This window comes from Oceanobacillus timonensis (assembly GCF_900166635.1).
Lineage (GTDB): Bacteria > Bacillota > Bacilli > Bacillales > Amphibacillaceae > Oceanobacillus > Oceanobacillus timonensis.
Map to the genome: position 1 here is coordinate 1,379,810 of NZ_LT800497.1, position 25,495 is coordinate 1,405,304.

The 25,495-nt window shown below is 38.4% G+C and carries 25 protein-coding genes and 3 pseudogenes; 16 read left to right on the top strand and 12 right to left on the bottom strand.

From position 1 onward, the window contains the following. Positions 1-67 precede the first annotated feature (67 nt). The gene (locus B7E05_RS06660; RefSeq protein WP_080873473.1) at positions 68-652 is read right to left on the bottom strand and encodes an N-acetylmuramoyl-L-alanine amidase family protein; all 585 of its coding nucleotides are present in this window, start codon (positions 650-652) and stop codon (positions 68-70) included. A gap of 727 nt (positions 653-1,379) precedes the next feature. Here B7E05_RS06660 and B7E05_RS06665 point away from each other — a divergent pair. The 3 genes from B7E05_RS06665 (at position 1,380) to B7E05_RS06675 (ending at position 4,188) form a co-directional block, all read left to right on the top strand. Then, the gene (locus tag B7E05_RS06665; RefSeq protein WP_080873474.1) at positions 1,380-2,369 is read left to right on the top strand and encodes an Rpn family recombination-promoting nuclease/putative transposase; all 990 of its coding nucleotides are present in this window, start codon (positions 1,380-1,382) and stop codon (positions 2,367-2,369) included. 354 nt (positions 2,370-2,723) lie between these two features. Then, positions 2,724-3,959, top strand: coding sequence for an IS91 family transposase (locus B7E05_RS06670; protein WP_080873475.1), 1,236 nt, complete (start codon positions 2,724-2,726; stop codon positions 3,957-3,959). After that, positions 3,934-4,188: a hypothetical protein gene (locus B7E05_RS06675; protein WP_245833003.1), complete on the top strand. Its 255-nt coding sequence runs from the start codon at positions 3,934-3,936 to the stop codon at positions 4,186-4,188. Before B7E05_RS06670 ends, B7E05_RS06675 begins: the two co-directional genes overlap by 26 nt. A 47-nt stretch (positions 4,189-4,235) precedes the next feature. On the opposite strand, the gene B7E05_RS06680 is transcribed toward B7E05_RS06675, so the two are convergent. Together B7E05_RS06680 and B7E05_RS06685 are read right to left on the bottom strand one after the other, a co-directional pair. Next, positions 4,236-4,625 (bottom strand): DUF2255 family protein, encoded by a 390-nt coding sequence (locus tag B7E05_RS06680; protein WP_080873476.1) that lies wholly within the window; start codon positions 4,623-4,625, stop codon positions 4,236-4,238. A gap of 87 nt (positions 4,626-4,712) precedes the next feature. After that, positions 4,713-5,201: a CvpA family protein gene (locus tag B7E05_RS06685; RefSeq protein ID WP_080873477.1), complete on the bottom strand. Its 489-nt coding sequence runs from the start codon at positions 5,199-5,201 to the stop codon at positions 4,713-4,715. A 305-nt stretch (positions 5,202-5,506) separates the two neighbouring features. On the opposite strand from B7E05_RS06685, the pseudogene B7E05_RS06690 reads away from it, so the two are divergent. Then, a pseudogene (locus B7E05_RS06690) lies at positions 5,507-5,692 on the top strand (aldo/keto reductase); the annotation flags it as partial. Positions 5,693-5,825: 133 nt separating this feature from the next. On the opposite strand, the gene B7E05_RS06695 reads toward B7E05_RS06690, so the two are convergent. Then, entirely contained in the window at positions 5,826-6,215 is a 390-nt protein-coding gene (locus tag B7E05_RS06695) for a DUF2255 family protein (RefSeq protein ID WP_080873476.1), read from the bottom strand. An 87-nt stretch (positions 6,216-6,302) separates the two neighbouring features. Continuing rightward, positions 6,303-6,791 carry a CvpA family protein gene (locus B7E05_RS06700; protein ID WP_080873477.1) on the bottom strand — a complete coding sequence of 163 codons (489 nt, stop codon included), beginning with the start codon at positions 6,789-6,791 and terminating at the stop codon, positions 6,303-6,305. A 305-nt stretch (positions 6,792-7,096) separates the two neighbouring features. On the opposite strand from B7E05_RS06700, the gene B7E05_RS06705 reads away from it, so the two are divergent. Then, positions 7,097-8,077, top strand: coding sequence for an aldo/keto reductase (locus B7E05_RS06705; RefSeq protein WP_080873478.1), 981 nt, complete (start codon positions 7,097-7,099; stop codon positions 8,075-8,077). A gap of 146 nt (positions 8,078-8,223) precedes the next feature. Here B7E05_RS06705 and B7E05_RS06710 read toward each other — a convergent pair whose 3' ends face one another. Then, the gene (locus tag B7E05_RS06710; protein WP_080873479.1) at positions 8,224-8,661 is read right to left on the bottom strand and encodes a cell wall hydrolase; all 438 of its coding nucleotides are present in this window, start codon (positions 8,659-8,661) and stop codon (positions 8,224-8,226) included. 225 nt (positions 8,662-8,886) lie between these two features. Between B7E05_RS06710 and B7E05_RS06715 the strand changes: the two genes are divergently transcribed. The 4 genes from B7E05_RS06715 (at position 8,887) to B7E05_RS06730 (ending at position 12,774) form a co-directional block, all read left to right on the top strand. After that, the gene (locus B7E05_RS06715) at positions 8,887-10,101 is read left to right on the top strand and encodes a pyridoxal phosphate-dependent aminotransferase (protein WP_080873480.1); all 1,215 of its coding nucleotides are present in this window, start codon (positions 8,887-8,889) and stop codon (positions 10,099-10,101) included. 210 nt (positions 10,102-10,311) lie between these two features. Then, entirely contained in the window at positions 10,312-10,881 is a 570-nt protein-coding gene (locus B7E05_RS06720; protein WP_080873481.1) for a helix-turn-helix domain-containing protein, read from the top strand. A gap of 204 nt (positions 10,882-11,085) precedes the next feature. Continuing rightward, positions 11,086-12,315 (top strand): CynX/NimT family MFS transporter, encoded by a 1,230-nt coding sequence (locus B7E05_RS06725; RefSeq protein WP_080873482.1) that lies wholly within the window; start codon positions 11,086-11,088, stop codon positions 12,313-12,315. Between the two features lie 18 nt (positions 12,316-12,333). Further along, positions 12,334-12,774 (top strand): universal stress protein, encoded by a 441-nt coding sequence (locus tag B7E05_RS06730; RefSeq protein WP_080876237.1) that lies wholly within the window; start codon positions 12,334-12,336, stop codon positions 12,772-12,774. Between the two features lie 612 nt (positions 12,775-13,386). On the opposite strand, the pseudogene B7E05_RS06735 reads toward B7E05_RS06730, so the two are convergent. Further along, a pseudogene (locus B7E05_RS06735) lies at positions 13,387-14,967 on the bottom strand (BCCT family transporter). Between the two features lie 409 nt (positions 14,968-15,376). Here B7E05_RS06735 and B7E05_RS22090 point away from each other — a divergent pair. Together B7E05_RS22090 and B7E05_RS21890 are read left to right on the top strand one after the other, a co-directional pair. Further along, positions 15,377-15,529, top strand: coding sequence for a hypothetical protein (locus B7E05_RS22090; protein ID WP_179134481.1), 153 nt, complete (start codon positions 15,377-15,379; stop codon positions 15,527-15,529). Positions 15,530-15,708: 179 nt separating this feature from the next. Further along, positions 15,709-15,909: pseudogene (locus B7E05_RS21890) on the top strand (aldo/keto reductase); the annotation flags it as partial. A 580-nt stretch (positions 15,910-16,489) separates the two neighbouring features. On the opposite strand, the gene B7E05_RS06750 reads toward B7E05_RS21890, so the two are convergent. Together B7E05_RS06750 and B7E05_RS06755 are read right to left on the bottom strand one after the other, a co-directional pair. After that, entirely contained in the window at positions 16,490-17,488 is a 999-nt protein-coding gene (locus tag B7E05_RS06750) for an inorganic phosphate transporter (RefSeq protein WP_080873484.1), read from the bottom strand. Between the two features lie 15 nt (positions 17,489-17,503). Continuing rightward, complete coding sequence (locus B7E05_RS06755; protein ID WP_080873485.1) at positions 17,504-18,121, bottom strand: DUF47 domain-containing protein; 618 nt, start codon at positions 18,119-18,121, stop codon at positions 17,504-17,506. Positions 18,122-18,521: 400 nt separating this feature from the next. Here B7E05_RS06755 and B7E05_RS06765 point away from each other — a divergent pair, with 400 nt between their 5' ends. Further along, positions 18,522-19,391 (top strand): aldo/keto reductase, encoded by an 870-nt coding sequence (locus tag B7E05_RS06765; RefSeq protein WP_080873487.1) that lies wholly within the window; start codon positions 18,522-18,524, stop codon positions 19,389-19,391. 81 nt (positions 19,392-19,472) lie between these two features. Here the strand turns inward: B7E05_RS06765 and B7E05_RS06770 are convergent, their stop codons facing one another. The 3 genes from B7E05_RS06770 to B7E05_RS06780 form a co-directional block, all read right to left on the bottom strand. Further along, the gene (locus B7E05_RS06770) at positions 19,473-20,654 is read right to left on the bottom strand and encodes a DUF418 domain-containing protein (protein ID WP_080873488.1); all 1,182 of its coding nucleotides are present in this window, start codon (positions 20,652-20,654) and stop codon (positions 19,473-19,475) included. 19 nt (positions 20,655-20,673) lie between these two features. After that, positions 20,674-21,138 (bottom strand): hypothetical protein, encoded by a 465-nt coding sequence (locus tag B7E05_RS06775; RefSeq protein ID WP_080873489.1) that lies wholly within the window; start codon positions 21,136-21,138, stop codon positions 20,674-20,676. A gap of 336 nt (positions 21,139-21,474) precedes the next feature. Next, entirely contained in the window at positions 21,475-22,008 is a 534-nt protein-coding gene (locus tag B7E05_RS06780) for a cupin domain-containing protein (RefSeq protein ID WP_080873490.1), read from the bottom strand. Between the two features lie 179 nt (positions 22,009-22,187). Between B7E05_RS06780 and B7E05_RS06785 the strand changes: the two genes are divergently transcribed. The 4 genes from B7E05_RS06785 to B7E05_RS06800 all read left to right on the top strand — a co-directional run bounded on the left by B7E05_RS06785 (position 22,188) and on the right by B7E05_RS06800 (position 25,349). Next, positions 22,188-22,649, top strand: coding sequence for a GNAT family N-acetyltransferase (locus tag B7E05_RS06785; protein WP_080873491.1), 462 nt, complete (start codon positions 22,188-22,190; stop codon positions 22,647-22,649). Between the two features lie 234 nt (positions 22,650-22,883). Beyond that, the gene (locus tag B7E05_RS06790; RefSeq protein WP_080873492.1) at positions 22,884-23,513 is read left to right on the top strand and encodes a DUF1232 domain-containing protein; all 630 of its coding nucleotides are present in this window, start codon (positions 22,884-22,886) and stop codon (positions 23,511-23,513) included. 24 nt (positions 23,514-23,537) lie between these two features. Then, complete coding sequence (locus B7E05_RS06795; protein ID WP_080873493.1) at positions 23,538-24,482, top strand: LCP family protein; 945 nt, start codon at positions 23,538-23,540, stop codon at positions 24,480-24,482. A 150-nt stretch (positions 24,483-24,632) separates the two neighbouring features. Beyond that, positions 24,633-25,349, top strand: coding sequence for a ferredoxin--NADP reductase (locus B7E05_RS06800; protein ID WP_080873494.1), 717 nt, complete (start codon positions 24,633-24,635; stop codon positions 25,347-25,349). Positions 25,350-25,495: the final 146 nt, after the last annotated feature.

The following is a 25,495-nucleotide window of genomic DNA, read 5'->3' on the forward strand; positions in this document are numbered from 1 at the left end:
GTACGATTATCATGAAAAATGTTCCATTTGCTCTAACTTTGCTCGTCATTTTGAAAAAGAACAAATCTTACTTAGCAGGCAATCCAAGCGCTCTAGCGATTCCATCCGCATGCCCTTGTGCGATTTCTTCTAAATCGGCATCGTTTTTCAACTTGTCCGCATCTGTTGTGTTATCGATAAACCCATTTTCTGTTAAGATAGCTGGCGCACTCGATTCGCGTAAGACATGTAAATTAGATTGCTTTTTCCCACGATCGGTGAATCCTGTTTGGTCCACCGTTTCATTGTGGATGGTGTTTCTTATGGCATTGGTTCTTTCTTTATTATCATAGTTTCCATTCCATGTATAAGATTCATAGCCTGTAGCCCCACCGGAATTGATATGTATGGAAACAAAAAAGTTAGCTCCCCAATTATTTGCCTCATTCGTTCTCGTATCTAATGATTTGGTAACATCGGACGTCCGAGAAAGTTTAATGGTGTGCCCGCTATATTGTTCATTTAAAATATCTCTGGTTTTCAATGCGATATCCAACGTTACATCCTTTTCTTGTAATCCGTTCGCTGATGCTCCTGGGTCAGATCCACCATGCCCTGGATCGATATAAATGCGCGTGTTTGCTGCTTCTACTGCATTATTGGGAATAGTCATACCTGTTAGGGCGATTCCCAAAATGATAGAAACAAACAGAAACTTTTTTACGTTTTGTTTTCCTTGTTTTGAAAAGATAATGCTATTCCTCCCTCTATATAATTATTTAACCATTTTAGTTTCTTTAAAAAAATTTGTCGATAGGTCGATATGTTGATAGATTGATAAAATATATTTCCATATGTTTAAAAATTTGTAAAGCGATAGAATAGGTCATTACATACGCAGCTTCTTAAAAGATTACCTGATCTCGCTATAAATAATATGTCGTCGGGTTATTCAATTCCATTTGATTTTTCAAGGATACGCAGATTTTGAGTATGCGTTCATCCGTCGCTTCATGAATAATTATCTGATAGATACTGTGATAGAAAACAGCTCTTCTTCAAACAAATAACGTGGTTCTATCAACAAAAAGCCATTACGGGTGAAGCAATCGTTGATTCAACAAAATCTATTTATAGAAGCGATAGGCTGAAACCGGATGGGATCCACATCGTGGTGCTTTGCGATTTTAAAAAAGCAATCTTTTTCTGTGATTTAGAAAAATCATTAAAAATCAAAAAAGATGCCATTTTATAATCCAAAAACATAAAATATCGGCGCGAAATTTCTTTTATGCATCCATTTTTCAACGTGGAAAATCCAATTTTACGATTTTGCTTTCCTTGCACAAAACAAGTAGGATGAAAACAAATTTATTATTACTTGGAGATGTGGTAAACTAATGCTAAATACAGTCAAAGAAAGTACAAATAGTTATCGCGTAAACCAACCTGATTATGATGGACTTTGGAAGAATTTGATTGAAGAGTTGTTTCAAGAATTCATGGCCTTTTTTGCACCGGATTTGTATCCGGAAATTGATTTTGAACGAGGAGTACATTTTGAAAATCTGGAGCTTTTTCAATTTTTAATGAAAACCAAAAAAAGAACCAAATATTCAGATAAAATCGTCAAAGTACATCTAAAGAATGGAGAGGAAAAATACGTCTTCATCCACATCGAAGTGCAGGCGGTTGGAAAAAAAGAATTTGCAGAACGCATGTTTAAATATTTTTACCGGATTTATGACAGAACCAGCCATTCGATCTACTCCATCGCCTTGTTGACAGATGCCAGCCAGAAAGAGCATGAAGACACATTCGGCTATTCTTTTTACGGCACCGAATTAACCTATACCTATAACACTTATCGATTTCATGGAAAAGATAAAGAAGAACTGAAAAAATCGGATAATCCATTTGCTTTAGCGGTGCTTGCCGGCATGTATACCAGTGAAAACACTGACAAAACCGACAAAGATGACAAAAAAAGATACCGGTTGAAACAGCAGCTTCTCCGCCTGGCATTTGAAAAATATTCGCACCGCACCAATTACCTCGCCGCATTAGTGTATTTCATAGATTATATGATGCTGATTCCCTCAGATTTGCAGGAACAACTGTATGAAACGTTACCCATCGCACAAAACAAAAAAGAGGAGGAAAAAATCATGGGTTTGGAAAAGTTAAGAGACACCCCGACGTTTGGAAAAGTGTATAGAGAAATCGAGGAAGAAGGAATCAGAAAAGGTATGGAACAAGGCAGGACAGAAGCGGAACGGGGTTTTGCCAAAAAGCTGTTGAGCAGGAATTATTCGGATGAAGAAATAGCTGAATTAACTAGTCTTGAAGTGAAAGAAGTAAGGATACTCCGGGAATCATTTGAAGATTAATGCTAGAAACAAGCGATTTGCTTGGCTTTGTACTCTTGGCAGATAAGCAGATGATTTAACGTAGATATAATTATCTTTAGAAAAAAGTGTGTCGAAAATCAAACTGCTTCCGAAAATGAGTGTTAAAGCCCGGATAACCGCTAAAAAATTCTCAGCTAAACAGCATGGAATGACTTTTAGTATACACTTAACCCTCTTTACCGAATGCTTATTCTATATTTTCTATCATGAAAAAACCGCCTCCATCCATGATCGATGGAGACGGTTTTATATTTGTCTAGGAAATTATAAAATTCTCTAGCTGTGGATAACTTTTATGTTACACTTTTATTAACTCACTGGAGGGGTAGAGATATGAGAAAGGGAAGCGGAGTTATTAAAGAAATCTTAAAAGACCATTTTGCTGGATTTTGGGAGTTCCATGCTGATCGTTTTCCGAAAACGTATCGTGAACATATAAAAGAAACGGTAGAAAAAACAATTCGTTGCGGGACACGTGATTTAGGATATGCTCGCTATGAGTGTTTAGGATGTGAAGGGGATCCTTCTCTTAAATTCGTGTGTTTTACTTGTAAAAGCAGACTATGCCACCGTTGTGGGAAAAAGTATACGGATGACTGGTCAGACAAACAACAGGAAATGATATTTAATGTTACGCATCGCCATATGGTCTTTACACTTCCACGAGAGTTAAGAAACATATTTTATAATGACCGAAAAAAATTAAATGAATTAAGTAAACAGGTAGCCGAAGTATTTCAGTACCATAATAAAAAGAAAGGTAAGAAAAGAGGCTTCCGTTCAGGGATTATTACGGTTATTCATACGTTTGGAAGAGATTTAAAGTTTAATCCTCACATACATGCATTGGTGACAGAAGGTGCGTTAGATAATCAAAATGAATGGGTTAATAATGGATATGTTCCTTATGATTTTTTAAGAAAGTCCTGGCAAAAAGTTGTCTTAGATTTGTTGAAGAAGTGGTTTCCTGCAACACCGAAAATCATAGAACTTATTAATGAGTTATATCAAAGGTATCCGAAAGGCTTTTATGTCAATGCAGAGAAGAAAATGAACAATGCCAAGCGTGTAGCCAAGTATATCGGCAGATATTTAGCTCGACCAGCTATCGCCGAATATCGTATTGAATCTTATGATGGGGAAACAGTTCATTACTGGTATGAGGATCATAAAACAGGAAAACGTGTAGATAAAAAGGTTCCAGTGTACAGGTTCTTATTTGAAATATTACAACACATTCCACCAAAGCATTTTCGAATGGTTGGGAGATATGGGCTGTATAGTAGAAGGGCTCATCGTAAAGCGCAACAAATATTGAGTTTATATGCGTTCATGAGAACGAAGCAGATTTCGTTTCTTTTGGAAGCAAAACGTAAGAAAAAAACATACCGTCAACGTATGATAGAATCATTTGAACAGGACCCTTTGGAATGTCCGTGTTGCCGTAAACAGATGGAGCTCATTGGAATATGGCATGCTGACTATGGGTGGATTTATCATTACATGGAGGATGTAGAGAAAGAAAGAAGGAGGAGATACGGAATTGACAAACCCAAAAGAGCCGGATAAATCAGATGAATTTTTTCCAGATTGGCTGGATGAAGAGGATCCTTTTGGCTTAAAAGAAGAAATGGAGATCATATTATTTCAATGTTTAGATTGCCATGGAACCGATGAAGTCCCGGAGTATATCATTGGTGAATTTAGTGTGGATAAAAATAATAGGGATGAAGTAGAACTTCATTGTCCGCATTGTAATGGCACTATGATTGAAGCGAAAAACGTCCCAAGTGATTAGCATCTACTTGGGACGTGATTTAGTCGCGTTAGCGATTTTGTTCCATTCTATGACGCATTACGCGGTACTATTTTTACTGTTGCACTGACAGGTCCTTCTCCGAGCATCGGAGGAAGATACATGCTGGAACCATATTTTTCTCGATAGGCTTCATTTATTTTTTCTGTTAATGCAGCATCATTATCCATCGGTTCAAACGTTACATCAAATTCTTGACCAGCTAATTTTATCTTTCCTGCTTTTTGCTCAACGGCTGATTGATACCATCTGGAGCGTTGGCCATTATAAGCACGTACATATAAATGGTTATCTGCTACGACAGACCAAATCCAAGTTGGTGTTCCTGGTGTTTCCCCATCACTGTAAAAAGGGGAGATATACATATCATCCGCTGTTGAGAAAGTTTCCAGTTGTTCTTGTGTCCAATTTGATTGCATTATTTCTACCTCCTTATCATTGTACGTACCATTCTAATACTTCAAGTTAACTTTAGGTCAAGAAAAAGGACTCATGAAAATCGTTTATTACAATTCCTCTACCTTTTCAGAAAGAATAGGTGTACGTTGGAGCATCGTCTGTGCCAGCGTTGAATCAGAAACAGACTTTTGTAAGGAAACAATTGGAACAAAAGCAACTAGATTTAAAAATAGAAAAAGAATGAGATATACTTTTACAAAACCAAATGCGCCGCCGAGCCAGCTGTTTACAATATTTATCAAAGGTAAATTCGCCAATACATTTAAGACGGAACCCAAAATGTTCCATAAAATTTGTGTGCCAATAAGCAAGAGCAGGAAGGCAATTGTTTGATAAAAAATAGGTTCAAACGAACTATCTGCACCAGGGGAAGGAATCCAGCTTAAATGCGGAGCGATATCATTAAAAAATAGATAAGCAGCAGCAATGGAAACAATAAAACCTGTTATATTCACAAATTGCAAGACTAATCCTTGCCTTAAACCAATGAAAAAGCCGCCAATTAAAATAAGGGAAATGATCAATGTCAGTATCATTATATCTGCTTCCTTTCGCATACTTTATTTCTTTGGGGTTATATTACAAAGATTAGCTTACAAAAGCTCTAATCGTGTAACATTAACTAAATAATATCATTTAAAGTTGGCTTTAGGTCAACACTGAAAGCGAACCATATTTTGGATGTTATAAAAGATTTTCTATTTTTCAGAACATTTCTATTAAAAAATGAATGAAGAAAGATATTCGCTTCCAATTCATGTAATAAAAAAACAATATCATTGACTTAAAGTTCGCTTTAAAGGGTATAGTGTGTACATGAAATGAAAGGAGATGTTTCAGAATGGAATATGTGAAACTTGGAAATACCGGGTTGGATGTCTCTCGACTGTGCTTAGGCGGTATGAGTTTTGGTGATCCAGAAAAATGGATTCATCCATGGGTGCTTGATGAGGAGCAAAGTCGTCCTATTATAAAAAGAGCGCTTGAACTTGGCATTAATTTTTTTGATACGGCCAATGTTTACTCCANAAAAATAATAGGGATGAAGTAGAACTTCATTGTCCGCATTGTAATGGCACTATGATTGAAGCGAAAAACGTCCCAAGTGATTAGCATCTACTTGGGACGTGATTTAGTCGCGTTAGCGATTTTGTTCCATTCTATGACGCATTACGCGGTACTATTTTTACTGTTGCACTGACAGGTCCTTCTCCGAGCATCGGAGGAAGATACATGCTGGAACCATATTTTTCTCGATAGGCTTCATTTATTTTTTCTGTTAATGCAGCATCATTATCCATCGGTTCAAACGTTACATCAAATTCTTGACCAGCTAATTTTATCTTTCCTGCTTTTTGCTCAACGGCTGATTGATACCATCTGGAGCGTTGGCCATTATAAGCACGTACATATAAATGGTTATCTGCTACGACAGACCAAATCCAAGTTGGTGTTCCTGGTGTTTCCCCATCACTGTAAAAAGGGGAGATATACATATCATCCGCTGTTGAGAAAGTTTCCAGTTGTTCTTGTGTCCAATTTGATTGCATTATTTCTACCTCCTTATCATTGTACGTACCATTCTAATACTTCAAGTTAACTTTAGGTCAAGAAAAAGGACTCATGAAAATCGTTTATTACAATTCCTCTACCTTTTCAGAAAGAATAGGTGTACGTTGGAGCATCGTCTGTGCCAGCGTTGAATCAGAAACAGACTTTTGTAAGGAAACAATTGGAACAAAAGCAACTAGATTTAAAAATAGAAAAAGAATGAGATATACTTTTACAAAACCAAATGCGCCGCCGAGCCAGCTGTTTACAATATTTATCAAAGGTAAATTCGCCAATACATTTAAGACGGAACCCAAAATGTTCCATAAAATTTGTGTGCCAATAAGCAAGAGCAGGAAGGCAATTGTTTGATAAAAAATAGGTTCAAACGAACTATCTGCACCAGGGGAAGGAATCCAGCTTAAATGCGGAGCGATATCATTAAAAAATAGATAAGCAGCAGCAATGGAAACAATAAAACCTGTTATATTCACAAATTGCAAGACTAATCCTTGCCTTAAACCAATGAAAAAGCCGCCAATTAAAATAAGGGAAATGATCAATGTCAGTATCATTATATCTGCTTCCTTTCGCATACTTTATTTCTTTGGGGTTATATTACAAAGATTAGCTTACAAAAGCTCTAATCGTGTAACATTAACTAAATAATATCATTTAAAGTTGGCTTTAGGTCAACACTGAAAGCGAACCATATTTTGGATGTTATAAAAGATTTTCTATTTTTCAGAACATTTCTATTAAAAAATGAATGAAGAAAGATATTCGCTTCCAATTCATGTAATAAAAAAACAATATCATTGACTTAAAGTTCGCTTTAAAGGGTATAGTGTGTACATGAAATGAAAGGAGATGTTTCAGAATGGAATATGTGAAACTTGGAAATACCGGGTTGGATGTCTCTCGACTGTGCTTAGGCGGTATGAGTTTTGGTGATCCAGAAAAATGGATTCATCCATGGGTGCTTGATGAGGAGCAAAGTCGTCCTATTATAAAAAGAGCGCTTGAACTTGGCATTAATTTTTTTGATACGGCCAATGTTTACTCCAATGGAATAAGTGAAGAAATTATGGGACGAGCTCTCAAAGACTATGCTAATCGGGACGAGATTGCCATTGCAACAAAGCTCTATTTTCCAACACATGAAGGACCGAATGCAGTCGGGCTTTCTAGAAAAGCCATTATGAGTGAAATTGATAAAAGTCTGGAGCGTCTCGGAACCGACTATGTGGACCTTTACATCATTCACCGCTGGGATTATAACACACCGATTGAAGAGACAATGGAAGCATTGCATGATGTGGTGAAGGCAGGAAAAGCAAGATATATCGGAGCCTCTGCTATGTATGCTTGGCAGTTCTTAAAAGCAAATCATGTGGCAGAGAAAAATGGTTGGACCAAATTTGTTTCCATGCAAAACCATTTAAATCTTTTATATCGTGAAGAGGAACGAGAAATGCTTCTGCTTTGTAAAGCAGAAAAAATTGGGGTAACGCCATATAGCCCGCTTGCTTCAGGCAGATTGACACGTGATTGGTCCGAGACAACGAAACGTTCTGAAACAGACAAATCTCAGAAGTCAAAATATGGTGCGACAGAGGATACAGATCGACTGGTAGTAGAGCGCGTTGCAGAAATTGCAGAAAGGCATGGTGTACCACGTGTTCAAATCGCGCTTGCCTGGTTACTTCAGAAAGAGCCTGTAACAGCGCCAATTATTGGTGCCACAAAATTGTCTCATATTGAAGATCCAGTAGCTGCACTTTCCATTACATTAACATCAGAGGAAGTCGCATTTTTAGAAGAGCCTTATGTACCTCACCCGGTAGTTGGTCCGCTGTAATGATATAGCATCAAAAGAAGTCCTGGAACTTTTGGTAACAAAAAGATCCAGGACTTCTTCAAACTTATGCAGTTATTTCTTTGGAGATTTATTTTTTCGATTGACGCAATAAATACTCGGAACCATCAGAGAATAGGAGTTTATTATCACGAATAAACACTTTCGCACGTTCCGGGAGCTGGTTCATAAAAACAATGGTCCATAAATTGACCGGAAAAAGGCTGATCATACCAGGTAGGAGGGCAGGGAGCGTAAGGATTAAAGTACCAGAGTGCATACTTTGCCGGGTGATCTCTCCAACTCTCCAAGTTCTGTCTTGCTAGTCTTCTTTCAAATGGTCTTGCTCTTTGGTAAAACATATTTCCTTTTTGAACGGCCTCAAAAGAGTAATTGCCTCCTTGAACCTGAAAAATAACTTCTTCGATGGTTCTCAAGTCCGCAAAATCACTACAATCTACTACAGCACGGTTAACAATGACATTTCCAACATACAGCATTCCTTGTTTTCCTTCGCCTTCTGCTTCCGCCCTCATCATCCTTGCCATTAAGTCAATGTCTGCTTCTCGGTAAGCTACTCTTCCCATTATCTCACCTCTAAAATAGGGTATGAAGGAAAGTGTATATTCATGCCTTTGTCGGCTGTATTTTTTAAATAAATGAGTGAATGGTTTATCGTTAGGCTTATCATAAAAGGATATTTATTTTTCGTGTTGAACTAAGAAAAGAATAAGAGCTACAATGATAACAACAAGAAATTAGAAATAATATGTAAAGTGAGGAAAAATCTAAAAAGAAAAGAGGGATTCCTTATGGATGCTATTGAAAAGAAGTTTCTAAAACTTGGTGCGGAATATGCACCGGGGCAGGAAGTCAGGCAGCATACCGATGAAATGGAATGGAAGTATGAAAAAATTCCTGGAACGCCGGTTGATTTTTCACATGGGGATGTGGATGCTTTTGAACCCATTCCCGGTTCTTTGGATGCTTTTGTGGACGGTGTTCATACCGGAGGAAAACAAGCTTATACGGAATATCGCGGTAGTAAAGATATCCGGGAGCGTCTAGCCCAAAAAGTTTCTGCGTTTACCGGTGCCGCAATTGATGCGGAACGGAATTTTATCATTACTCCAGGAACACAAGGAGCTTTGTTTCTGGCGATGGGTTCAACTGTTGCCAGAGGAGATAAAGTGGCAATCGTAGAATCGGATTACTTTGCGAATAGAAAATTGGTTGAATTTTTTGATGGGGAAGTGGTTCCGATTCAAATGGATTATTTGGGAACAGATACTTCGGCGGGGTTAGATTTAACCCAATTGGAGGAAGCTTTCCAAGCAGGAGTGAAACTCTTTTTATTTTCCAATCCGAATAATCCTACAGGAGTGATTTATTCACAGGGGGAAATTCACCGCATTGCAGCGCTCGCTCAAGAATATGGCGCATCCGTTATTGTTGATGAATTATACGCGCGCTTAATTTTTGAGGAAGGGGCTTATACCCATTTATGTGCGCAAAATATCGTTGATCCTGAAAATGTTATTACCATTATGGGACCGTCGAAAACAGAATCTCTCAGCGGATACAGGTTAGGTGTTGCATTTGGATCAGCTAAAATAATCGACCGCATGGAAAAACTGCAGGCTATTGTATCGCTTCGTGCAGGAGGATATAGTCAAGCTGTTTTGAAAACATGGTTTTCTGAACCAAATGGCTGGATGAATAAACGAATTGCGCAGCACCAGGCCATACGTGATGATATAGTTGCGAAACTGCAATCCGCTGAAGGGTTCACGGTTAGAGCCACAGAGGCGGGAAGTTATCTGTTTCCAAGCATTCCCGAACTGGATATTTCGATAAATGAATTTGTCAAAGTGCTTCGGCTTCAAGCAGCAGTGACCGTAACACCTGGTACAGAATTCGGTCCGCAGTTTCAGCATAGCTTCCGTATCAATTTCTCACAAAATCATCAAGCGGCTGTTGAGGCAATCGATCGTGTTATTCAAGTCGTGGAGGCGCACCGCAAATAAGCAGCTCCTGGGAAATAAGTCTCTGTTCTGCAAAGATGATATATCCTTGCAGAACAGAGACTTAAAATAAATGTTTACGTATACATTTTAATAAACAAACTATAATTAGTGGAAATCAATGAAAAATCAATTATACTATATTATAGTATGCTTTTTATTGGACAGTAGAAAAGATATACCCTTTAATATTTGATTTCTGGGAGGATTGAAATGAATCAGGAAAACGATGAAAGCAAAGAAGTCGTTATGCAAATAGGCTCAGTACTGAGAAAACTGCGTAAAGAAAAGCAATTAAGTTTGGAGGATTTATCTGAACTATCCGGTGTGAGTAAATTAACACTTGGTAATATTGAGCGAGGCGAAACTAATCCAACGATTGCTGTGTTATGGAAAATATCGAAAAGTTTGTCTATCCCCCTGATGTCCATCTTTTCAAAAGATACCAATGTTACTCTTTCCAGAACTGGGGAAGGATTTAAAATAACTGGCGATGATAATAATTGGAGTATAGAACCTATATTTCAGGATGCGAATGCTGGAATAGAGACTTATCGAGCTTATTTACAGCCAAACAGTACATATATTCCGGAAACACATCCTTCTAATACAACAGAAACCGTGACTGTGATGACTGGGAATATCACGCTGCAAATTGATGAAAGTTATTATCATTTAAAGGAATATGATTCTATTCATTTTACTGCGGATACCTCCCATTCCTATATAAATCATTCGGAAGAAAAAGTAGTGCTTCATATGATGTTGAGATATGGAATCTAATGATCGATCCCTTTTTCGGCTGAGAAAGGGGTTTTATTTTGCCTTCTCATGTTTTACAAATGAAGAATCACATGTAAAACGGTAGACAATTATAATTTAGTATATTATAGTATATTTTGTTGTCATTTTGATACATTTCAATTTACTAAAATGGATGTATGAGACAAAAAATATAATGTTGTCTAAAAATGAGGAGGGGAGACAATGGAACATCAGGATATAAAAACGCATCCTAACGCAGGAAAATTTGCAGTTGGGTTAATGATTGCAGGCATCATCTTTGTCGCAACGAACTTACGGGCTCCCTTAACTTCGGTGGGACCTTTAGTTAGTATGATTAAGGATAACTTGCATATTTCCAATACATTAGCAGGTATTATTACGACATTGCCTTTATTAGCTTTTGCGCTATTTTCTCCAATCGTACCTAAACTGGGGCGGAAATTTGGCGTGGAGATGGTTATTTTCATATCGCTTATATTTCTTACGATCGGGATTGTTTTGCGCTCTTGGTCTGGAATGGCGACCTTATATATTGGTACTGCGCTTCTTGGATTAGCGATTTCCGTTTCGAACGTATTATTGCCCAGCTTGATTAAGCAGGAATTTCCGAAACAGATTGGATTAATGACGGGCGTATATTCCATTTCCATGAATTTAATTGGAGCAATGGCCTCAGGCTTAAGTATTCCGTTAGCAGTCCATTTTGGAGCAGGATGGCAAGGAGGATTGGGTATTTGGGGGATTCTCAGTTTTGTTTCTATTTTATTCTGGCTGCCTCAAATAATAAATCGCCATAAGCAAGCTGCTGTTGTTTCTGATGGGAGCACAGGTAAGCAGGATAATGTCAATTTATGGGGATCGTTATTAGCATGGCAAGTTACTTTGTTTATGGGATTACAATCTATGATATTTTATGTGCTTATTGCATGGTTGCCGGAAATTTTAATGCAATATGGCATCCATTCAGATGAATCCGGCTGGTTACTTTCTGTTATGCAGTTAGCGTTACTTCCATTTACCTTTATTGTGCCTATTATTGCAGGGCGGATGGTTAACCAGCGTTTGTTAGTTACGATAACAGCAGTATTGTTTTTTGTCGGAACGCTGGGATTAATTAGCGGAAACGCCAGTCTGGTTATTTTATGGATCATCTTGTTAGGAATTGGAGCAGGTTTTGCTTTCAGTCTCTCCATGTTATTTTTTGGTTTGCGGACTGAAAATGCACAACAAGCTGCGGAATTATCTGGTATGGCTCAATCGATCGGTTACTTGCTGGCAGCTGCTGGTCCAACGCTTTTTGGGTATTTACATGATGCAACAGATAGCTGGACAGTTCCGCTTCTCATCTTGCTTGGAGCTTCTATTCTGCTCTTGATATCTGGTTTAGGGGCAGCAAGAAACCGTGTGGTTGGTACTTCAAAAAATAATTAGAAGGAAAGGATAATGCTAATGTTTAACAATATTCTTGTCGCTATTGATGAATCAGAAGTAAGTAACAAGGTTTTGGAAGCTGCACGAAGTATGGTTGATATAAACCGTTCGAATGTCACGATTGTATTAGTAAATGTCAGCAAGGAAAATGTAACACCAGGGTTAACGTATGTTCCGAAAGACTATTTAGAGGATGTCTTACTTGAATTGGAAAATGAAAGTAAAGACATATTGGAAAAGGCGAAAAACAAGTTAATGACCTTGGAAGGAGCAACTGTAAACACCGTTTCTCTTAAAGGAGACCCTGCGCATCAAATTTTAGAATATGCAAAAGAGCATGCACAGGACATGATTATCATCGGAAGCCGTGGAATTAGCGGAGTAAAAGGAGTTATGTTAGGCAGCGTGAGTCATAAAGTCTCTCAGCTGTCTGAATGTCCAGTCTTGATTGTACATTGATTGTAAAAAAGATAATGGAGATCGTATTTGTCTTTTTCTTCATTCCTGCCAATTATTTTTTGGCAGGAATTATTTTAGTGTGCTAAGCAAGTGCACACTCTATAGGGTTAAATTCCCGAGCCAAGAAGTCAGTAATAGAGGCTGGCTCAAGACAAGGGTGTCTGGGGTGACACAGAATCTGAAAAAGTTGGCAACAAATCTCCACTCTTAGGGACACATACTTCATAGAAGGCTAGATGTACTTGGGTGAGGCTGCCTAATACCCCAAATCCCAGACTGCCAAAGGATACATAGAGCCAATGAAGCAGGGAGATGGAGAGGAAGAGTGGGAAAAAGAAATATAAGGAATCTCGTCAGGTACAGAATCAAGAAAGGGAAAGCATGGGAATGCGCAAACACACGAAAGAGCTATTAGCCAGCCGCAAATAGCTCTTTCGTGCATAAAGTATTTGGTGACCAATACTGGTCAGACCAAGGCTTAAAGAGACTAGCTAATAGCTATCTAACGAAGCGTTGCAATAAATGAAACCGCCGTATACTATGGTGTGAAAGGTCGGAGGTTAGTCACCTTCTCCTGCTCGGTTCCAGTCATTTTCCATCTGCTAAATAACGTTACTCTTGACTTGTATCGTTTTCTTCGTCTTTCGTCTGTTCTTTGTATTCCTTCATTCTTTTTTTGTTAGGCGTCAGTGCATATCCTAAATACTTTCTTTCCTTGTCGGCATCTTTGAAGAAGGCTATCGCCATTAATATGACGACCAGACTAAAAGGAAGTGCGGAGATAATGGCGGCAGATTGTAAGGCTTCCAAGCCGGTTTCTCCGCCCGATAAAAGTAATACAAATGCAATGGTGGATAACGAGATTCCCCATATGATTTTGACATAGTTCTTGGGATGGAGCGTTCCAAAAGCAGTCTGCATGCCTAATACAAATGTGGCAGCATCAGCTGAAGTAACAAAGAAAGATAATATCAACACTAAGGCAATAATAGAAAAAACAATACCCCAAGGCATTTCATTGAAAATGCCAAACAGCTGTGTTTCAGGCGGCATGTCAAATATTTGCGGTACACTTTGTCCTGTATCAATCCCTGTTAACCCAAAAGAACTAAACCAAATAAAACTCACAACGGTCGGAACGAATAATACGGCCAGAATAAATTCTCGGATGGTTCTGCCACGGGAAACCCTTGCGATAAAAATACCTACAAAAGGACTCCAGCTCATCCACCAGCCCCAATAATATATCGTCCACTCCTGCATCCATTCATGCTTTTGTTCGTTTAATGGTGCTGGATCCAAACTGTTAAATATTAAAGTGTTAAAGTAATCCCCGGCTGCACTCGGAATCATATTAAGTATCAGTAAGGTAGGGCCCAGAATTAACACAGCAAGACATAATAAGGCAGCTAATATCATATTCAAATTACTTAAATATTGCATCCCTTTGCTTAATCCAATCCAAGCGCTGATTAAGAACAACACAGTCGCAACAGCAATAATCACTCCCTGCATCCATATATTATTGGGCATATCAAAGAGGTAGTTTAAACCTCCATTAATTTGTATCGCGCCGACACCTAAGGATACGGCTACCCCGATAATGGTTGCAAATACGGCTAATACATCAACAATATCTCCAATAAGGCCATCTACTTTATCTCCTAAAATAGGGCGCAGTGTTTTCGAAATTAAACCAAGCTCCCCTTTTCTAAACTGCTAGTAGGCCAATGTCAGTGCGATAATACCGTATACGGCCCAAGGGTGGAGTCCATAATGCAGGAAAGAAGAGCGCATTGCTTCTGCTAAGGCAGCTTGCGTTTCTGGAGCGGCATTCGGCGGAGCTAAATAATGAGAAATAGGTTCTGATGATCCATAAAACACCAAACCAATCCCCATACCAGCACTGAATAGCATCGTTAGCCAAGATATTGTATTGAACTCCGGTTTATCATTTGGTTTACCCAATTTGAGTTTGCCAATTGGACTGAGACCAAGGAAAATACTGAAAAACAGTATAAAAGTAAACGTGGTCATATAATACCAGCCAAATGTTTCTGTAACCCATGTCCCTATCGCACCAGAAATGTCACCGAATTGGTCAGGGAATACAGCACCCAATATCACCAGTATTCCGACAATAATCGATGCGTATATGAATACATTGGAAAAACTTCTTTTGTTTTTACTCATGGAAAAGAGCCTCCTCTTGGCTTCTACTTGAAAATGTTCTTTCCTATTAACATAACCTTTTGATGAAAGGATTATGTGAAGCGGCTATATTTTCTGTTTTATCGAAGTTCTGGAAAAATTACGAACTTATTATTGCGATGATGTTGCATCCGTGTATTGTTTTAAAAATAAACAAAAGATATATATTGGAATTTTTAATTGAATTACAAGTTAAGTTGTTGACCTGAGGCTGACTTTTGGTAATTTAATATAATGGCTTCTATAAATGCTGTGAAATATAGTTAATACACTTTAAACGATAAGTTATTTAAATGATTTCAAACAAAAATTTTCACTTGGCTAATGGAGTTGATATTCCTAAATGAAGACTGGGAACATGGTTTATTGACAATGACGAGCTGGACAAGCTGTGAAAGATACGGTGAAAATCGGTGATTGTCACAGTGATACAGCACAAGAAAACGGGAATCAAAGCGGTGTTGGCAAAGAAATTGAAAATTGTGGTGTGAACAGAGAAGGTTTATTTAACACAACCCAACTTGCCGCAGAAATGAAATCGTAAGAATAAGTTGTTTCATCCATTGAACAATCCCTGGAGACATTAGAGCTTGATTATATTGATATGATGATAATTTACAGTCCACACCCATGGCAGAGTCTATGGGAGAAAGCCGATTCTTGGAAGGAAATCGAGAGGCTTGACAGGCTCTTGAAGAAGCTTATTAGGTAGGAAAACTTTGTACGATTGGTGTATCTCACTTTGACAAAGAGGACTTGGACAACATTTTAGATTATTGGAACGTCAAATCAGTGGTCAATCCGATTTTAGCTCATATTACCAATATCCCATTTGATTTGATTCCATATATGCAAGAACAAGGCATTCTTGTCGAGGCTTATTCACCAATTGCTCATGGTGAACTATATAAAATAAGGAAGTAGAAGCTATTGCAGAAAAATACGGTGCAGCGAACGATATGCCTGTATTTGGCTGGAAGCTAAAGTAACAAAATAAAATACTTTTAGAAAAAAGATTTCATTCCTCTGGGAGTTTTATTCTCTATGGAAGGCCTGAAGTTTTACATATGCTCCACTGTTGCACAATCTAAGCGGGTCAAAACCATCCTTTACTTTCCCCCTTTAAAGTGAGGTAGCCGAAGCAGTATCCTCCCTCCAAATTGGAGAAGGATGGACAGGATATTTTCTGCGAAGGGGAATCGGAAAGGTCTGCAAGCAAAGCCCAGCCTGGAACATTATATGAACGAGAGGTGGCGGATGGTTCCGTAGTAATGAGGAAATTCGAGCCGATGAAAGCTGACGACAGATTGGAAGAGAAAACTTGGGTGAGGAGATGCAGGAAGTCATCTAACCTGTACGATGATCAAAAGTGACGGCAGGGAGACAAGGGGCTGGAAGGAGCGAACCTTCTCCCTGCCCTACAAAACAAACATGCAACATAGATTGATATATCAACCTTTCTTCAAGATTCACTGAACAGCTCGTAATGATACCCCATTCCATTTTAAAGGAATACATCTAAAATATAATAAATAACTCCACCAAGCGCAGCAGTTATCGGTAACGTAATAATCCAAGTAATCACCATCCGTTTGGCTACACCCCAGTTTACTCCTTTTGGCCGATGTGAGGCTCCCACCCCGAGGATACCGGATGAAATAACATGGGTCGTACTTACAGGTAAATGAATGAGTGTTGCACCAAAAATAACCGTAGCTCCTGTAAGGTCAGCTGCGACACCATTTACCGGGCGGATTTTCATAATTTTACCGCCAACGGTTTTAATAATGCGCCATCCGCCGATGGAAGTTCCGAGCGCCATCGCTGTTGCACAGGAAGCCTGTACCCAAAAAGGAATATCCGTTGTTGTATGCATGCCTCCGACAATCAGTGCCATCGTAATAATCCCCATTGATTTTTGCGCATCGTTCGTACCATGAGCAAAGGATTGTACCGAGGCTGTTACGATTTGTACAAGCCGGAATCGTTTGTTTGTCTTGGCTAAATTACTGTTTTTAAAGATAACTTTAATGATGCTGTATATGATAAATCCGATGATAAAAGCAATAACAGGAGAGGAGAACAGGCCCTCAAGAATCGAGATAAAACCCTGAAAATGAATCGCAGGAAACCCTGCCGACACAATGACTGCTCCAGTAATCGCCCCAATAATTGCATGGGAGGAACTGCTTGGAATCCCTGCATACCAAGTAACTAAATTCCAGATAATCGCTGCAATCAGAGCAGCTAAAATAACTGCCAGCCCATTATCTAATTCAAAAGGATTTGTAATTCCGCTCGTAATTGTTTGCGCAACACCCGTAAAGGTTAACGCTCCGGCAAAATTCATAATAGCTGCTAAGATGATTGCTCTTCTGGGTGTCAGGGCCTTGGTTGATACAGATGTGGCAATGGCATTTGCTGTATCGTGAAACCCGTTAATAAAGTCGAAGAGAAGAGCAAAAATTACAATCAATACGATAATTATAGTAAGATAATCCATTTTTTAACCACTCTTTTACGCGTTTTTCATGATGATACTTTGAAGTGTACTTGCTACATTTTGACAATAGTCTGCTATCTCTTCCAGAATTTCATAAATTTCTTTATACTGGATCACTTTAATAGCGTCCTTTTCTGTTTGGAATAAATGCCTTAAGGACTCTCGATATAACTCATCACAGTTGCTTTCGTATTCTTTAATCCGAATGGCGTGCGCTTCCACATCTTTTAATTGGTAGTTTGCGATTAATTCCATAGATGCCAAAATTTCCTCGGCGCATTTCAATATATAATCTGTAAATTGATCAATGTAATCATCGGAAGATAAAATATGATAAATATCCATCCTGGAAGAAAACTCTTCAATTCCATCCATAATATCATCCAGATTATTGACAAGCTGGAGAATGTCTTCCCGCTCAATCGGCGTGATAAAGGCCTGGTTTAACTCTTTAATGATTTGATGAACCTTATCATCAGCCATGGATTCATATTTTTTTACGGTATCGGAAAATTGTTTCAGTGTCTCCGAATCTTTTACCTTAAAATGAACAAAATAATCTGCTGTTTCATGTAAATGTTTTGCAAAATCAACGAGATAAAGGGAAAATTTATCTGGTTTTTTCTTGAACATATGTCTTAACCTCCATTAAACAAAAAGAAACTTCGTATCCAAACTCATTATCTATTTTACCAGTGAATGATACGAAATAAAAAACTGTGGAATTTTGACGATTTTCGTCACGAAATTCATTATACACGTTTAATTGATATTTTGTCGCTTTCAGATAAAGAATATCCAAATGTTTTTCATACGTTATTACTTCACCTTCTTTATCTTTTTCTGTGATAAAGAAGGGTGACAAGCATGCATTTTTATTTTGGAAATGAGAACGAAGAAAATTTAACAGTAACATTTTGCCTGATGACAATCTCAGCGGTTGACCTGGAGTCGACTTTAGGTCTTATAATAAAATACCAAGCGGATATACTGCAAAATAGAGTTGATTCACTTTATACGAGGAGATGTTCAAATGATTTTAAACGAAAATTATCAGCTGGCTAATGGCGTTGATATTCCTAAATTAGGATTGGGAACATGGTTTATCGACAATGACGATGCTGCACAAGCTGTAGAAGATGCTGTGAAAATCGGTTATCGTCACATTGACACAGCACAAGCATACGGGAATGAACAGGGGATTGGCCAAGGAATTAAAAATAGTGGCGTGAACAGAGAAGATTTATTTATCACTACCAAACTTGCCGCAGAAGTGAAATCGTATGAGGAAGCTGTTTCGGCCATTGATCAATCCTTGGAGGCATTAGGGCTTGAGTATATTGATATGATGATTATTCACAGTCCACAACCATGGGCGGATTTTACGGGAGAAGACCGTTTCTTTGAAGGAAATCGGGAAGCTTGGCAGGCTCTTGAAGAAGCTTATCAGGCAGGAAAACTTCGTGCAATTGGTGTCTCTAACTTTGAAAAAGAGGATTTGGATAATATTCTTGATCATTGCAAGGTCAAACCGATGGTCAATCAAGTTTTAGCTCATATCAGCAATACACCATTTGATTTGATTGCATATACGCAAGAGCAAGGCATTCTTGTTGAGGCTTATTCACCAATTGCTCATGGTGAATTGTTTAAAAATAAAGAAGTGGAAGCTATCGCAGAAAAATACGGTGTTTCCATCCCACAATTAAGTATTCGCTATACGTTGCAGTTGGACTTGCTTCCATTGCCTAAAACAGCAAATCCGGACCATATGGAAAATAATGCTGGAGTGGACTTTACCATTTCAGAGGAGGATATGGAAGTATTGAAAAAGGCAGAGCGTATTGAAGATTATGGGGAAGCGAATGATATGCCTGTATTTGGCTGGAAGCTGAAGAAATAAGATAAAATATTTTTAAAAAGAACTGCATTTCCAAGAGGTTTTGAATATCTCCTGGGGAATGCAGTTTTTTACTTTATCATCTTATGACATTGTCCTCTTCCTTTGCTTGTTATACACCAAATAACGCAGATAGCTCTCCAATGGACCATTGATTTGCTGACGTTCCATCAAGTACGCAATCGATAAAGTAAACATCCACATCAAGATACCGACCAATACGGAAGTGGTGACAGTTAAGTGTGCTCCTAAATGAAAAGCCATAGGAGACAAGAGGATAACTGTCAAAATCTCATGGATTACGAAAAATGTTAAGGAACGTTTTCCCATTGCTGCGATTGCATGTATAATCAACCCACGCTTCGTAATAGCAATTCCCAACAGTCCAAATAGTGCTGCATAGCCTACGCCGCCAGCAAAACCAGTAAGGATATGAACACCGTACGCAAATCCAGCGGTGAAAAGGTCAGGAAACCAGACATCATTAATCAACACCAACGGTATAGCACCTGCAAGGGAAATGGTTAAACCGCCAATGGTTAACCGTTTTAACAGTTTGATATGTTTTTCTGGTTGAATGAGTATATTTAAATTCCCCAGCCAAATCCCCATTAAGATAGAAGGAATAACCGGAAAGGTAAGATGCGTGAATAATGGAATAATCGGGATAGAGACTAACCGTTCAAGTATTGTACCTGAATATGTTTCCTGTCCGGTTAATTCTACCGGTAACCCGTACGCCTGATTTTCGACAAGGACGCCACCCCAAAAAAGCGGGATATATAGGATACATATCACCGTAGAAAGAAGCACATATTTCTTTATCTTTTTATTATCTTTTTTTAAGCTGAAGGCGAAAAAGAGCCCAGCAATACCATAAGTCATCAAGATATCCTGTCCACCAGCGACACCGGCGAGTATTGCACCGAATAATATCAGATACCAGCAGCGTCTTTTTATTATACGCATTGCTTCTGCTGCATCATTTCTTTCGCATTGCTTCCGATAAATCATAACGAGACCATAACCAAACAAAACGGCAAATAATGGACGCGCCCGGTTGTCTACAAGGATTTCCATTAAAAAATTGAAGAAATGATCTAAGAATGTACTGCCGGCAACTTTGGTGATGACCCCTGGCTCTATCGTGTATAAAAACAATGGGATATGCGAGAGGATAATTAAAAAGAGCATAGATCCGCGTGCAAGGTCTAAAGAAAGCGCACGTTTCGTCTGATTTACTTTCGTAGTTTCTAAGTGATGCATAAACAAATCTCCTTATCTTTTACCCCTTGTTCTTTCGCAGCTTATTTATCATCCACAGCACTACGACAACGAAAAGCACCGATAAAATAACAACGTCAAATTTGCTCGGATAATTTTCAATAAACATTTGAACCGGCTCCGGAAGACTTCCTTGAAAGAGAGAGCCAATAACCGTCCTTAAAATCGTCATCAGAAATATAATCAATTGCAATAGAAGCAAGATAGGAAGCAATCCTAAAGCTCCAATGAGCCATTTCCAGGACAATGCTGCATTAAAAATATAAAAAATGGCGGAAAGAATCATCGTCACACCTATAATGACAAAAATAATGAAACGAACCCATTGCACAAATGCTAGTGATTCCAGGTTGTATAGATAAATAACATAGGAAAATGCAAGTATAGCTAAAATCATACTTATAAATGGGACGATACGTTGAAACCAACGCGGGAGATGATGAAATTCATCTGCTTGATGATCCATGATGAGAAACTCCTTTTTGATTAAATAAAATATAATTTGATTAATCGATAATATTTTTGATTAACTATTCAAAATTTATCATGCAGGGGTTCTTTTGTCAAGACGTCCATTAATCTATAAAGAGAAGCGTTGACTTACGTTTAAAAGAAAAATAGAAAAGAAAAAACTGATATAAAGCGATAAATGGAATAATTGAAGTACTAATGAATAGAAACCATGCGCACTTATAGAATGTTAACGAAGAACATTAGAAATGTGGTATTTGTTCGTAAAAAAAGGAAACCTTGTGATCAAACTTATCAAAAGGTTTCCTTGTACATGATAAATTGTTTTTCGTTAGACTTTGGCACCTCCGCTTTTATCATTCCTCCAATATGAAAAAAGCGGACCGTTCTTCCCAAACAACGGATCGGTATCTGGTAAGGGAACATTTTTGATATTCGTTACATTTGCAGGGCGCTCTTCCGCCTTTCCATAACAAAAATCATAACGTTTTCCATTTGGATAGGCGCCGATTACAGCAAAATCGGTACTTCCGTCTAGCAGTTTATGGCCGACTCCTGCGGGGAGTATGACTGTATCTCCTTGTTCTGCTTGCACTTGATTTCCCTGTTCTCCGCCAAGATGGAGTTGAGCTGATCCACTAACTACAATAAGCACTTCATGGGAATTACTGTGGTAATGGTGAAAAGGAGCAACACTTCCGCGCCACGCACCCAGCCAGTTGTTTTCGGTTAGAACAGCTTTAGCATCGTCTCCTGAAGTAATCACGTCTTTATATAGAAGGAGCGGATAAGACGGATTATTTGGGATAGCACCATCATCTTTGAAATGTAAGAATTTAATTTGGATATCTTCCGGTTGTTTCATGATTATCTCCCTTCACTAAAAGCTTTTGTTGCTTTGTTCCCTGCACTGGAGAAATAAAACATTGGAAATGATGTGAATGTGAAATAATTTCTTCTATAATATATAGTAATATGGTAGGGAAGAGAGATAAGCGTGACACATTAAAATAGTGAAATGGCTGCAAGAAAGGGGAAAAAATGATGCATTTTCGAAAGGCGCAGAAAGAAGATGTTCCTGCAATTGTTCGTTTATTAGCTGACGATGAATTAGGTTTCAGGCGCGAACGATATGAGGATCCATTGCCAGAGGAATACTACCAAGCTTTTGAGGCCATAGAAGTGCAGGTTGGTAACCAGATTATCTTAGCTCTGCATGAAGAAGATATCATCGGTTGTATTCAATTGACCATTATACCTGGATTGGCAAGATTAGGAATGAAGCGTGCGCAGATTGAAGGAGTCCGGGTTGATAAAAATTATCGTGGGAAAAAGATAGGAGAAGCTTTGTTTCAAGAAGCTATTGCTATCGTGAAAGCTGAAAAATGCGGTCTCGTGCAATTGACAACCGACAAACAGCGTCATGATGCTCATCGCTTTTACGAAAGGTTAGGATTTTCTGCAAGTCATGAAGGGATGAAATTGATTTTTAAAACGGAAACGTAACGATGTTGTAAAAAACAAACGTTATTCTGTAATCATAAGGATTGTTATATATCCGAGTGTTGACATTGTGTCAACACTCGGATATATTATGTAATAGATTATTATTAACCTGCTTGGTTGATAGTATTTTATATGATGCAGCCAATGGTCTTAGCAATGGAAGCTTTCTTTGATAACAACCTTGGTTCAAAGGGGCAATCATCAAATATCTTGATAAATGAGAGGATAATACATATGTCCACGAATCATTTAGGTAACAGGTTGAAAGCGTTATTACATGCTCGTGCTATTTCGATAAGAAAATGCAGTGAGCAGACGGGGATTGATAAGGCAACTATTTCACGAATTATCAATGGGAAGCGAGAAGCGAATATTCAACACTTAAAGAAATTTGCTTCTTGTTTGGATATACCGCTCGCAGAACTGATGCATGCAGCTGGTCATTCTGTTCACTCCGAAGCATCTCAGGACCTTTCGGATATTCATACATCCATGAAAGAGATTCAGCAAACACTAAAAGCAGCCGATCTTTATCAAGATAATTTAAGTATGGATGCTGTTCAACAGCAATTGGACAGGTATGAACAACAAGCCCAAACAGAAGAAGGAAACCAAACGATTCACAATCAATTTAAGAAAAAAGTAGATGAGGTAGGGAGCAAGGGGCCTTTTATTAGTCAACTAAAGGATTTTTATACACAATTTGCACAATATAAGAGAGAGCCCTTTACTTTAGCTGTCATGGGAGGTACATTATTGTACTTTATTACACCGGTAGATGTGATCCCGGATTATATTTTCCCTATTGGATATATGGATGACGCTATTGCCGTACAAATTGCTTTGAAAAAACTTTCCAATTAGAGGAACATGTAAGGAGCATTCAATATGAAAAGACGTGAAAGAAGAAAAACTGCAAAGCGAAGATGGATCCCCCGTGTTCTGTTATTTATTATCGTATGCATCATCGCAGCAGGTGTTTATGCGGTGACGCAATATTATCAGGGTTTATCAGAAGCTGAAGAAGGACAATACAAGGATGATGGTACAACCTTTATTCCATTTGAAGGTTCAGAACCACAGTTTGGAGAAATCAATGTTTTAATGATTGGCAGTGATACGCGAGGGGATGAAAACGGCCTGTCGGATACGATTATGATTGCGCATTATAATCAGGATACCCATGATATAAAACTTGCTTCCATTATGCGTGATACATATGTAGAGATTCCCGGACACGGCATGCAAAAGATAAATGCTGCTTTTGCATTTGATGGTCCGGAGCTGCTTAGACAAACACTAAAGCAAAATTTTGATATCGACTTACATTATTACGCGGTAGTTGATTTCGAAGGTTTTTCAAAAATTACAGACATTGTTGCTCCCAACGGGATTGAAGTAGATATACCACATCAAATGTCTGAAGATATTGGCGTGACACTTGAACCAGGGAAACAAGTATTAAATGGGGAAGAGCTGCTTGGGTATGTGCGATTCCGGAAAGATGAGGATGGCGACCACGGAAGAGTACAGCGGCAGCAAGAAGCAATCGCCAAATTAAAAGATGAAGCAGTGAGTATTCATAGTCTTATGAAATTGCCGAAATTATTGGGTATTGCGGATCCATACATCGATACAAATATAGATAATAAAACCATTCTATCTATTGGCAAAGGACTAATTGCTGGCAGTGAGCATCCTATAGAAACATTAAGCATTCCAGTAGATAATTCCTTTCAAAATGTCCGGACAGAAGCTGGTGCTGTGTTGGAAATTGATTTAGAACAAAATAAACAAGTACTGCAAGACTTTTTATCATCTGATTCCGAATAAATAGGCTGGATCACAGTTTGTGCATTTTCATTTGCCATTTTTGTTTGCAAACAGAAAAAAAGGGGAAGATATACTATATATCAAAATAATAGCTTACAATCAGTATGTATCTGAGTAAGAAAACGACTCTATGCAAAGGAGCGAATCAAAATGGCAAACAATACCATTAAATTAAAGAAAAAAGAACTTGTAGCAAATGATACAATGGCTTTTCATTGGGAAATGCCAGAAGGATTTGAATTTAGAGCAGGCCAGCTTACGCATATTAAATTGATTGATCCAGAAGAGACAGATGAGGAAGGAACCCGAAGAGCATTATCACTGGTTTATGCGCCGAGTGAAAATGAACTGGTTACAGCGACTCGACTGAGAGATTCCGCATTTAAACGGGAGCTGAAAAACTTACCAGAAGGCAGCGAGGTTGAATTTGATGGGGCGAACGGAAGCTTTACCCTGCATAAAACGGAATCAACGCCAGCTGTATTTCTGATTGGCGGTATCGGTATTACGCCAATTCGAAGCATGATTGCGGAGGCTACAAATCAGCAAACGGATCATGACCTTACATTGCTGTATTCCAATAAGACACCGGATGACGCACCGTTTTTATCTGATCTGGAAGATATGGAAAAAAGAAACCCTCATTTTACGTTTGTTCCTGTGATGACAAGAGCAGACGAAAAGGAATGGAGCGGCGAAACCGGTCATATTGATGCAGATATGCTTAAACGGTATGTGTCAGATATTAATAAACCAATCTATTATTTATCAGGTCCCGGCGGTATGGTTAAAGCAATGCAGGAAATGCTTGTAGATGCCGGTGTAAATGAAGATAATATCCGTTCTGAAGAATTTGCAGGATATTAAGCAGCAAGCTGTCTATTGGAATAGGCAGTTATCCCGTCCATTTGTATATATTAGTCTATAAACAATAAATAAAAGGAAAATACGATTATCTGAATTGAAAAAGATACCAGTTCTTAAACGGATTGGTATCTTTTTTTAATGGAAGA

What these genes read in the sequence shown, in the direction of transcription:
- B7E05_RS06785 (WP_080873491.1), top strand. Translation starts at nt 22,188, where the DNA reads ATGCATTTTCGAAAGGCGCAGAAAGAAGATGTTCCTGCAATTGTTCGT.
- B7E05_RS06750 (WP_080873484.1), bottom strand. Translation starts at nt 17,488, where the DNA reads ATGGATTATCTTACTATAATTATCGTATTGATTGTAATTTTTGCTCTT.
- B7E05_RS06790 (WP_080873492.1), top strand. Translation starts at nt 22,884, where the DNA reads ATGTCCACGAATCATTTAGGTAACAGGTTGAAAGCGTTATTACATGCT.
- B7E05_RS06670 (WP_080873475.1), top strand. Translation starts at nt 2,724, where the DNA reads ATGAGAAAGGGAAGCGGAGTTATTAAAGAAATCTTAAAAGACCATTTT.
- B7E05_RS06755 (WP_080873485.1), bottom strand. Translation starts at nt 18,121, where the DNA reads ATGTTCAAGAAAAAACCAGATAAATTTTCCCTTTATCTCGTTGATTTT.
- B7E05_RS06695 (WP_080873476.1), bottom strand. Translation starts at nt 6,215, where the DNA reads ATGCAATCAAATTGGACACAAGAACAACTGGAAACTTTCTCAACAGCG.
- B7E05_RS06780 (WP_080873490.1), bottom strand. Translation starts at nt 22,008, where the DNA reads ATGAAACAACCGGAAGATATCCAAATTAAATTCTTACATTTCAAAGAT.
- B7E05_RS06715 (WP_080873480.1), top strand. Translation starts at nt 8,887, where the DNA reads ATGGATGCTATTGAAAAGAAGTTTCTAAAACTTGGTGCGGAATATGCA.
- B7E05_RS06800 (WP_080873494.1), top strand. Translation starts at nt 24,633, where the DNA reads ATGGCAAACAATACCATTAAATTAAAGAAAAAAGAACTTGTAGCAAAT.
- B7E05_RS06705 (WP_080873478.1), top strand. Translation starts at nt 7,097, where the DNA reads ATGGAATATGTGAAACTTGGAAATACCGGGTTGGATGTCTCTCGACTG.
- B7E05_RS06710 (WP_080873479.1), bottom strand. Translation starts at nt 8,661, where the DNA reads ATGGGAAGAGTAGCTTACCGAGAAGCAGACATTGACTTAATGGCAAGG.
- B7E05_RS06720 (WP_080873481.1), top strand. Translation starts at nt 10,312, where the DNA reads ATGAATCAGGAAAACGATGAAAGCAAAGAAGTCGTTATGCAAATAGGC.
- B7E05_RS06765 (WP_080873487.1), top strand. Translation starts at nt 18,522, where the DNA reads ATGATTTTAAACGAAAATTATCAGCTGGCTAATGGCGTTGATATTCCT.
- B7E05_RS06700 (WP_080873477.1), bottom strand. Translation starts at nt 6,791, where the DNA reads ATGATACTGACATTGATCATTTCCCTTATTTTAATTGGCGGCTTTTTC.
- B7E05_RS06665 (WP_080873474.1), top strand. Translation starts at nt 1,380, where the DNA reads ATGCTAAATACAGTCAAAGAAAGTACAAATAGTTATCGCGTAAACCAA.
- B7E05_RS06770 (WP_080873488.1), bottom strand. Translation starts at nt 20,654, where the DNA reads ATGCATCACTTAGAAACTACGAAAGTAAATCAGACGAAACGTGCGCTT.
- B7E05_RS06775 (WP_080873489.1), bottom strand. Translation starts at nt 21,138, where the DNA reads ATGGATCATCAAGCAGATGAATTTCATCATCTCCCGCGTTGGTTTCAA.
- B7E05_RS06725 (WP_080873482.1), top strand. Translation starts at nt 11,086, where the DNA reads ATGGAACATCAGGATATAAAAACGCATCCTAACGCAGGAAAATTTGCA.
- B7E05_RS06660 (WP_080873473.1), bottom strand. Translation starts at nt 652, where the DNA reads ATGACTATTCCCAATAATGCAGTAGAAGCAGCAAACACGCGCATTTAT.
- B7E05_RS06795 (WP_080873493.1), top strand. Translation starts at nt 23,538, where the DNA reads ATGAAAAGACGTGAAAGAAGAAAAACTGCAAAGCGAAGATGGATCCCC.
- B7E05_RS06685 (WP_080873477.1), bottom strand. Translation starts at nt 5,201, where the DNA reads ATGATACTGACATTGATCATTTCCCTTATTTTAATTGGCGGCTTTTTC.
- B7E05_RS06730 (WP_080876237.1), top strand. Translation starts at nt 12,334, where the DNA reads ATGTTTAACAATATTCTTGTCGCTATTGATGAATCAGAAGTAAGTAAC.
- B7E05_RS06680 (WP_080873476.1), bottom strand. Translation starts at nt 4,625, where the DNA reads ATGCAATCAAATTGGACACAAGAACAACTGGAAACTTTCTCAACAGCG.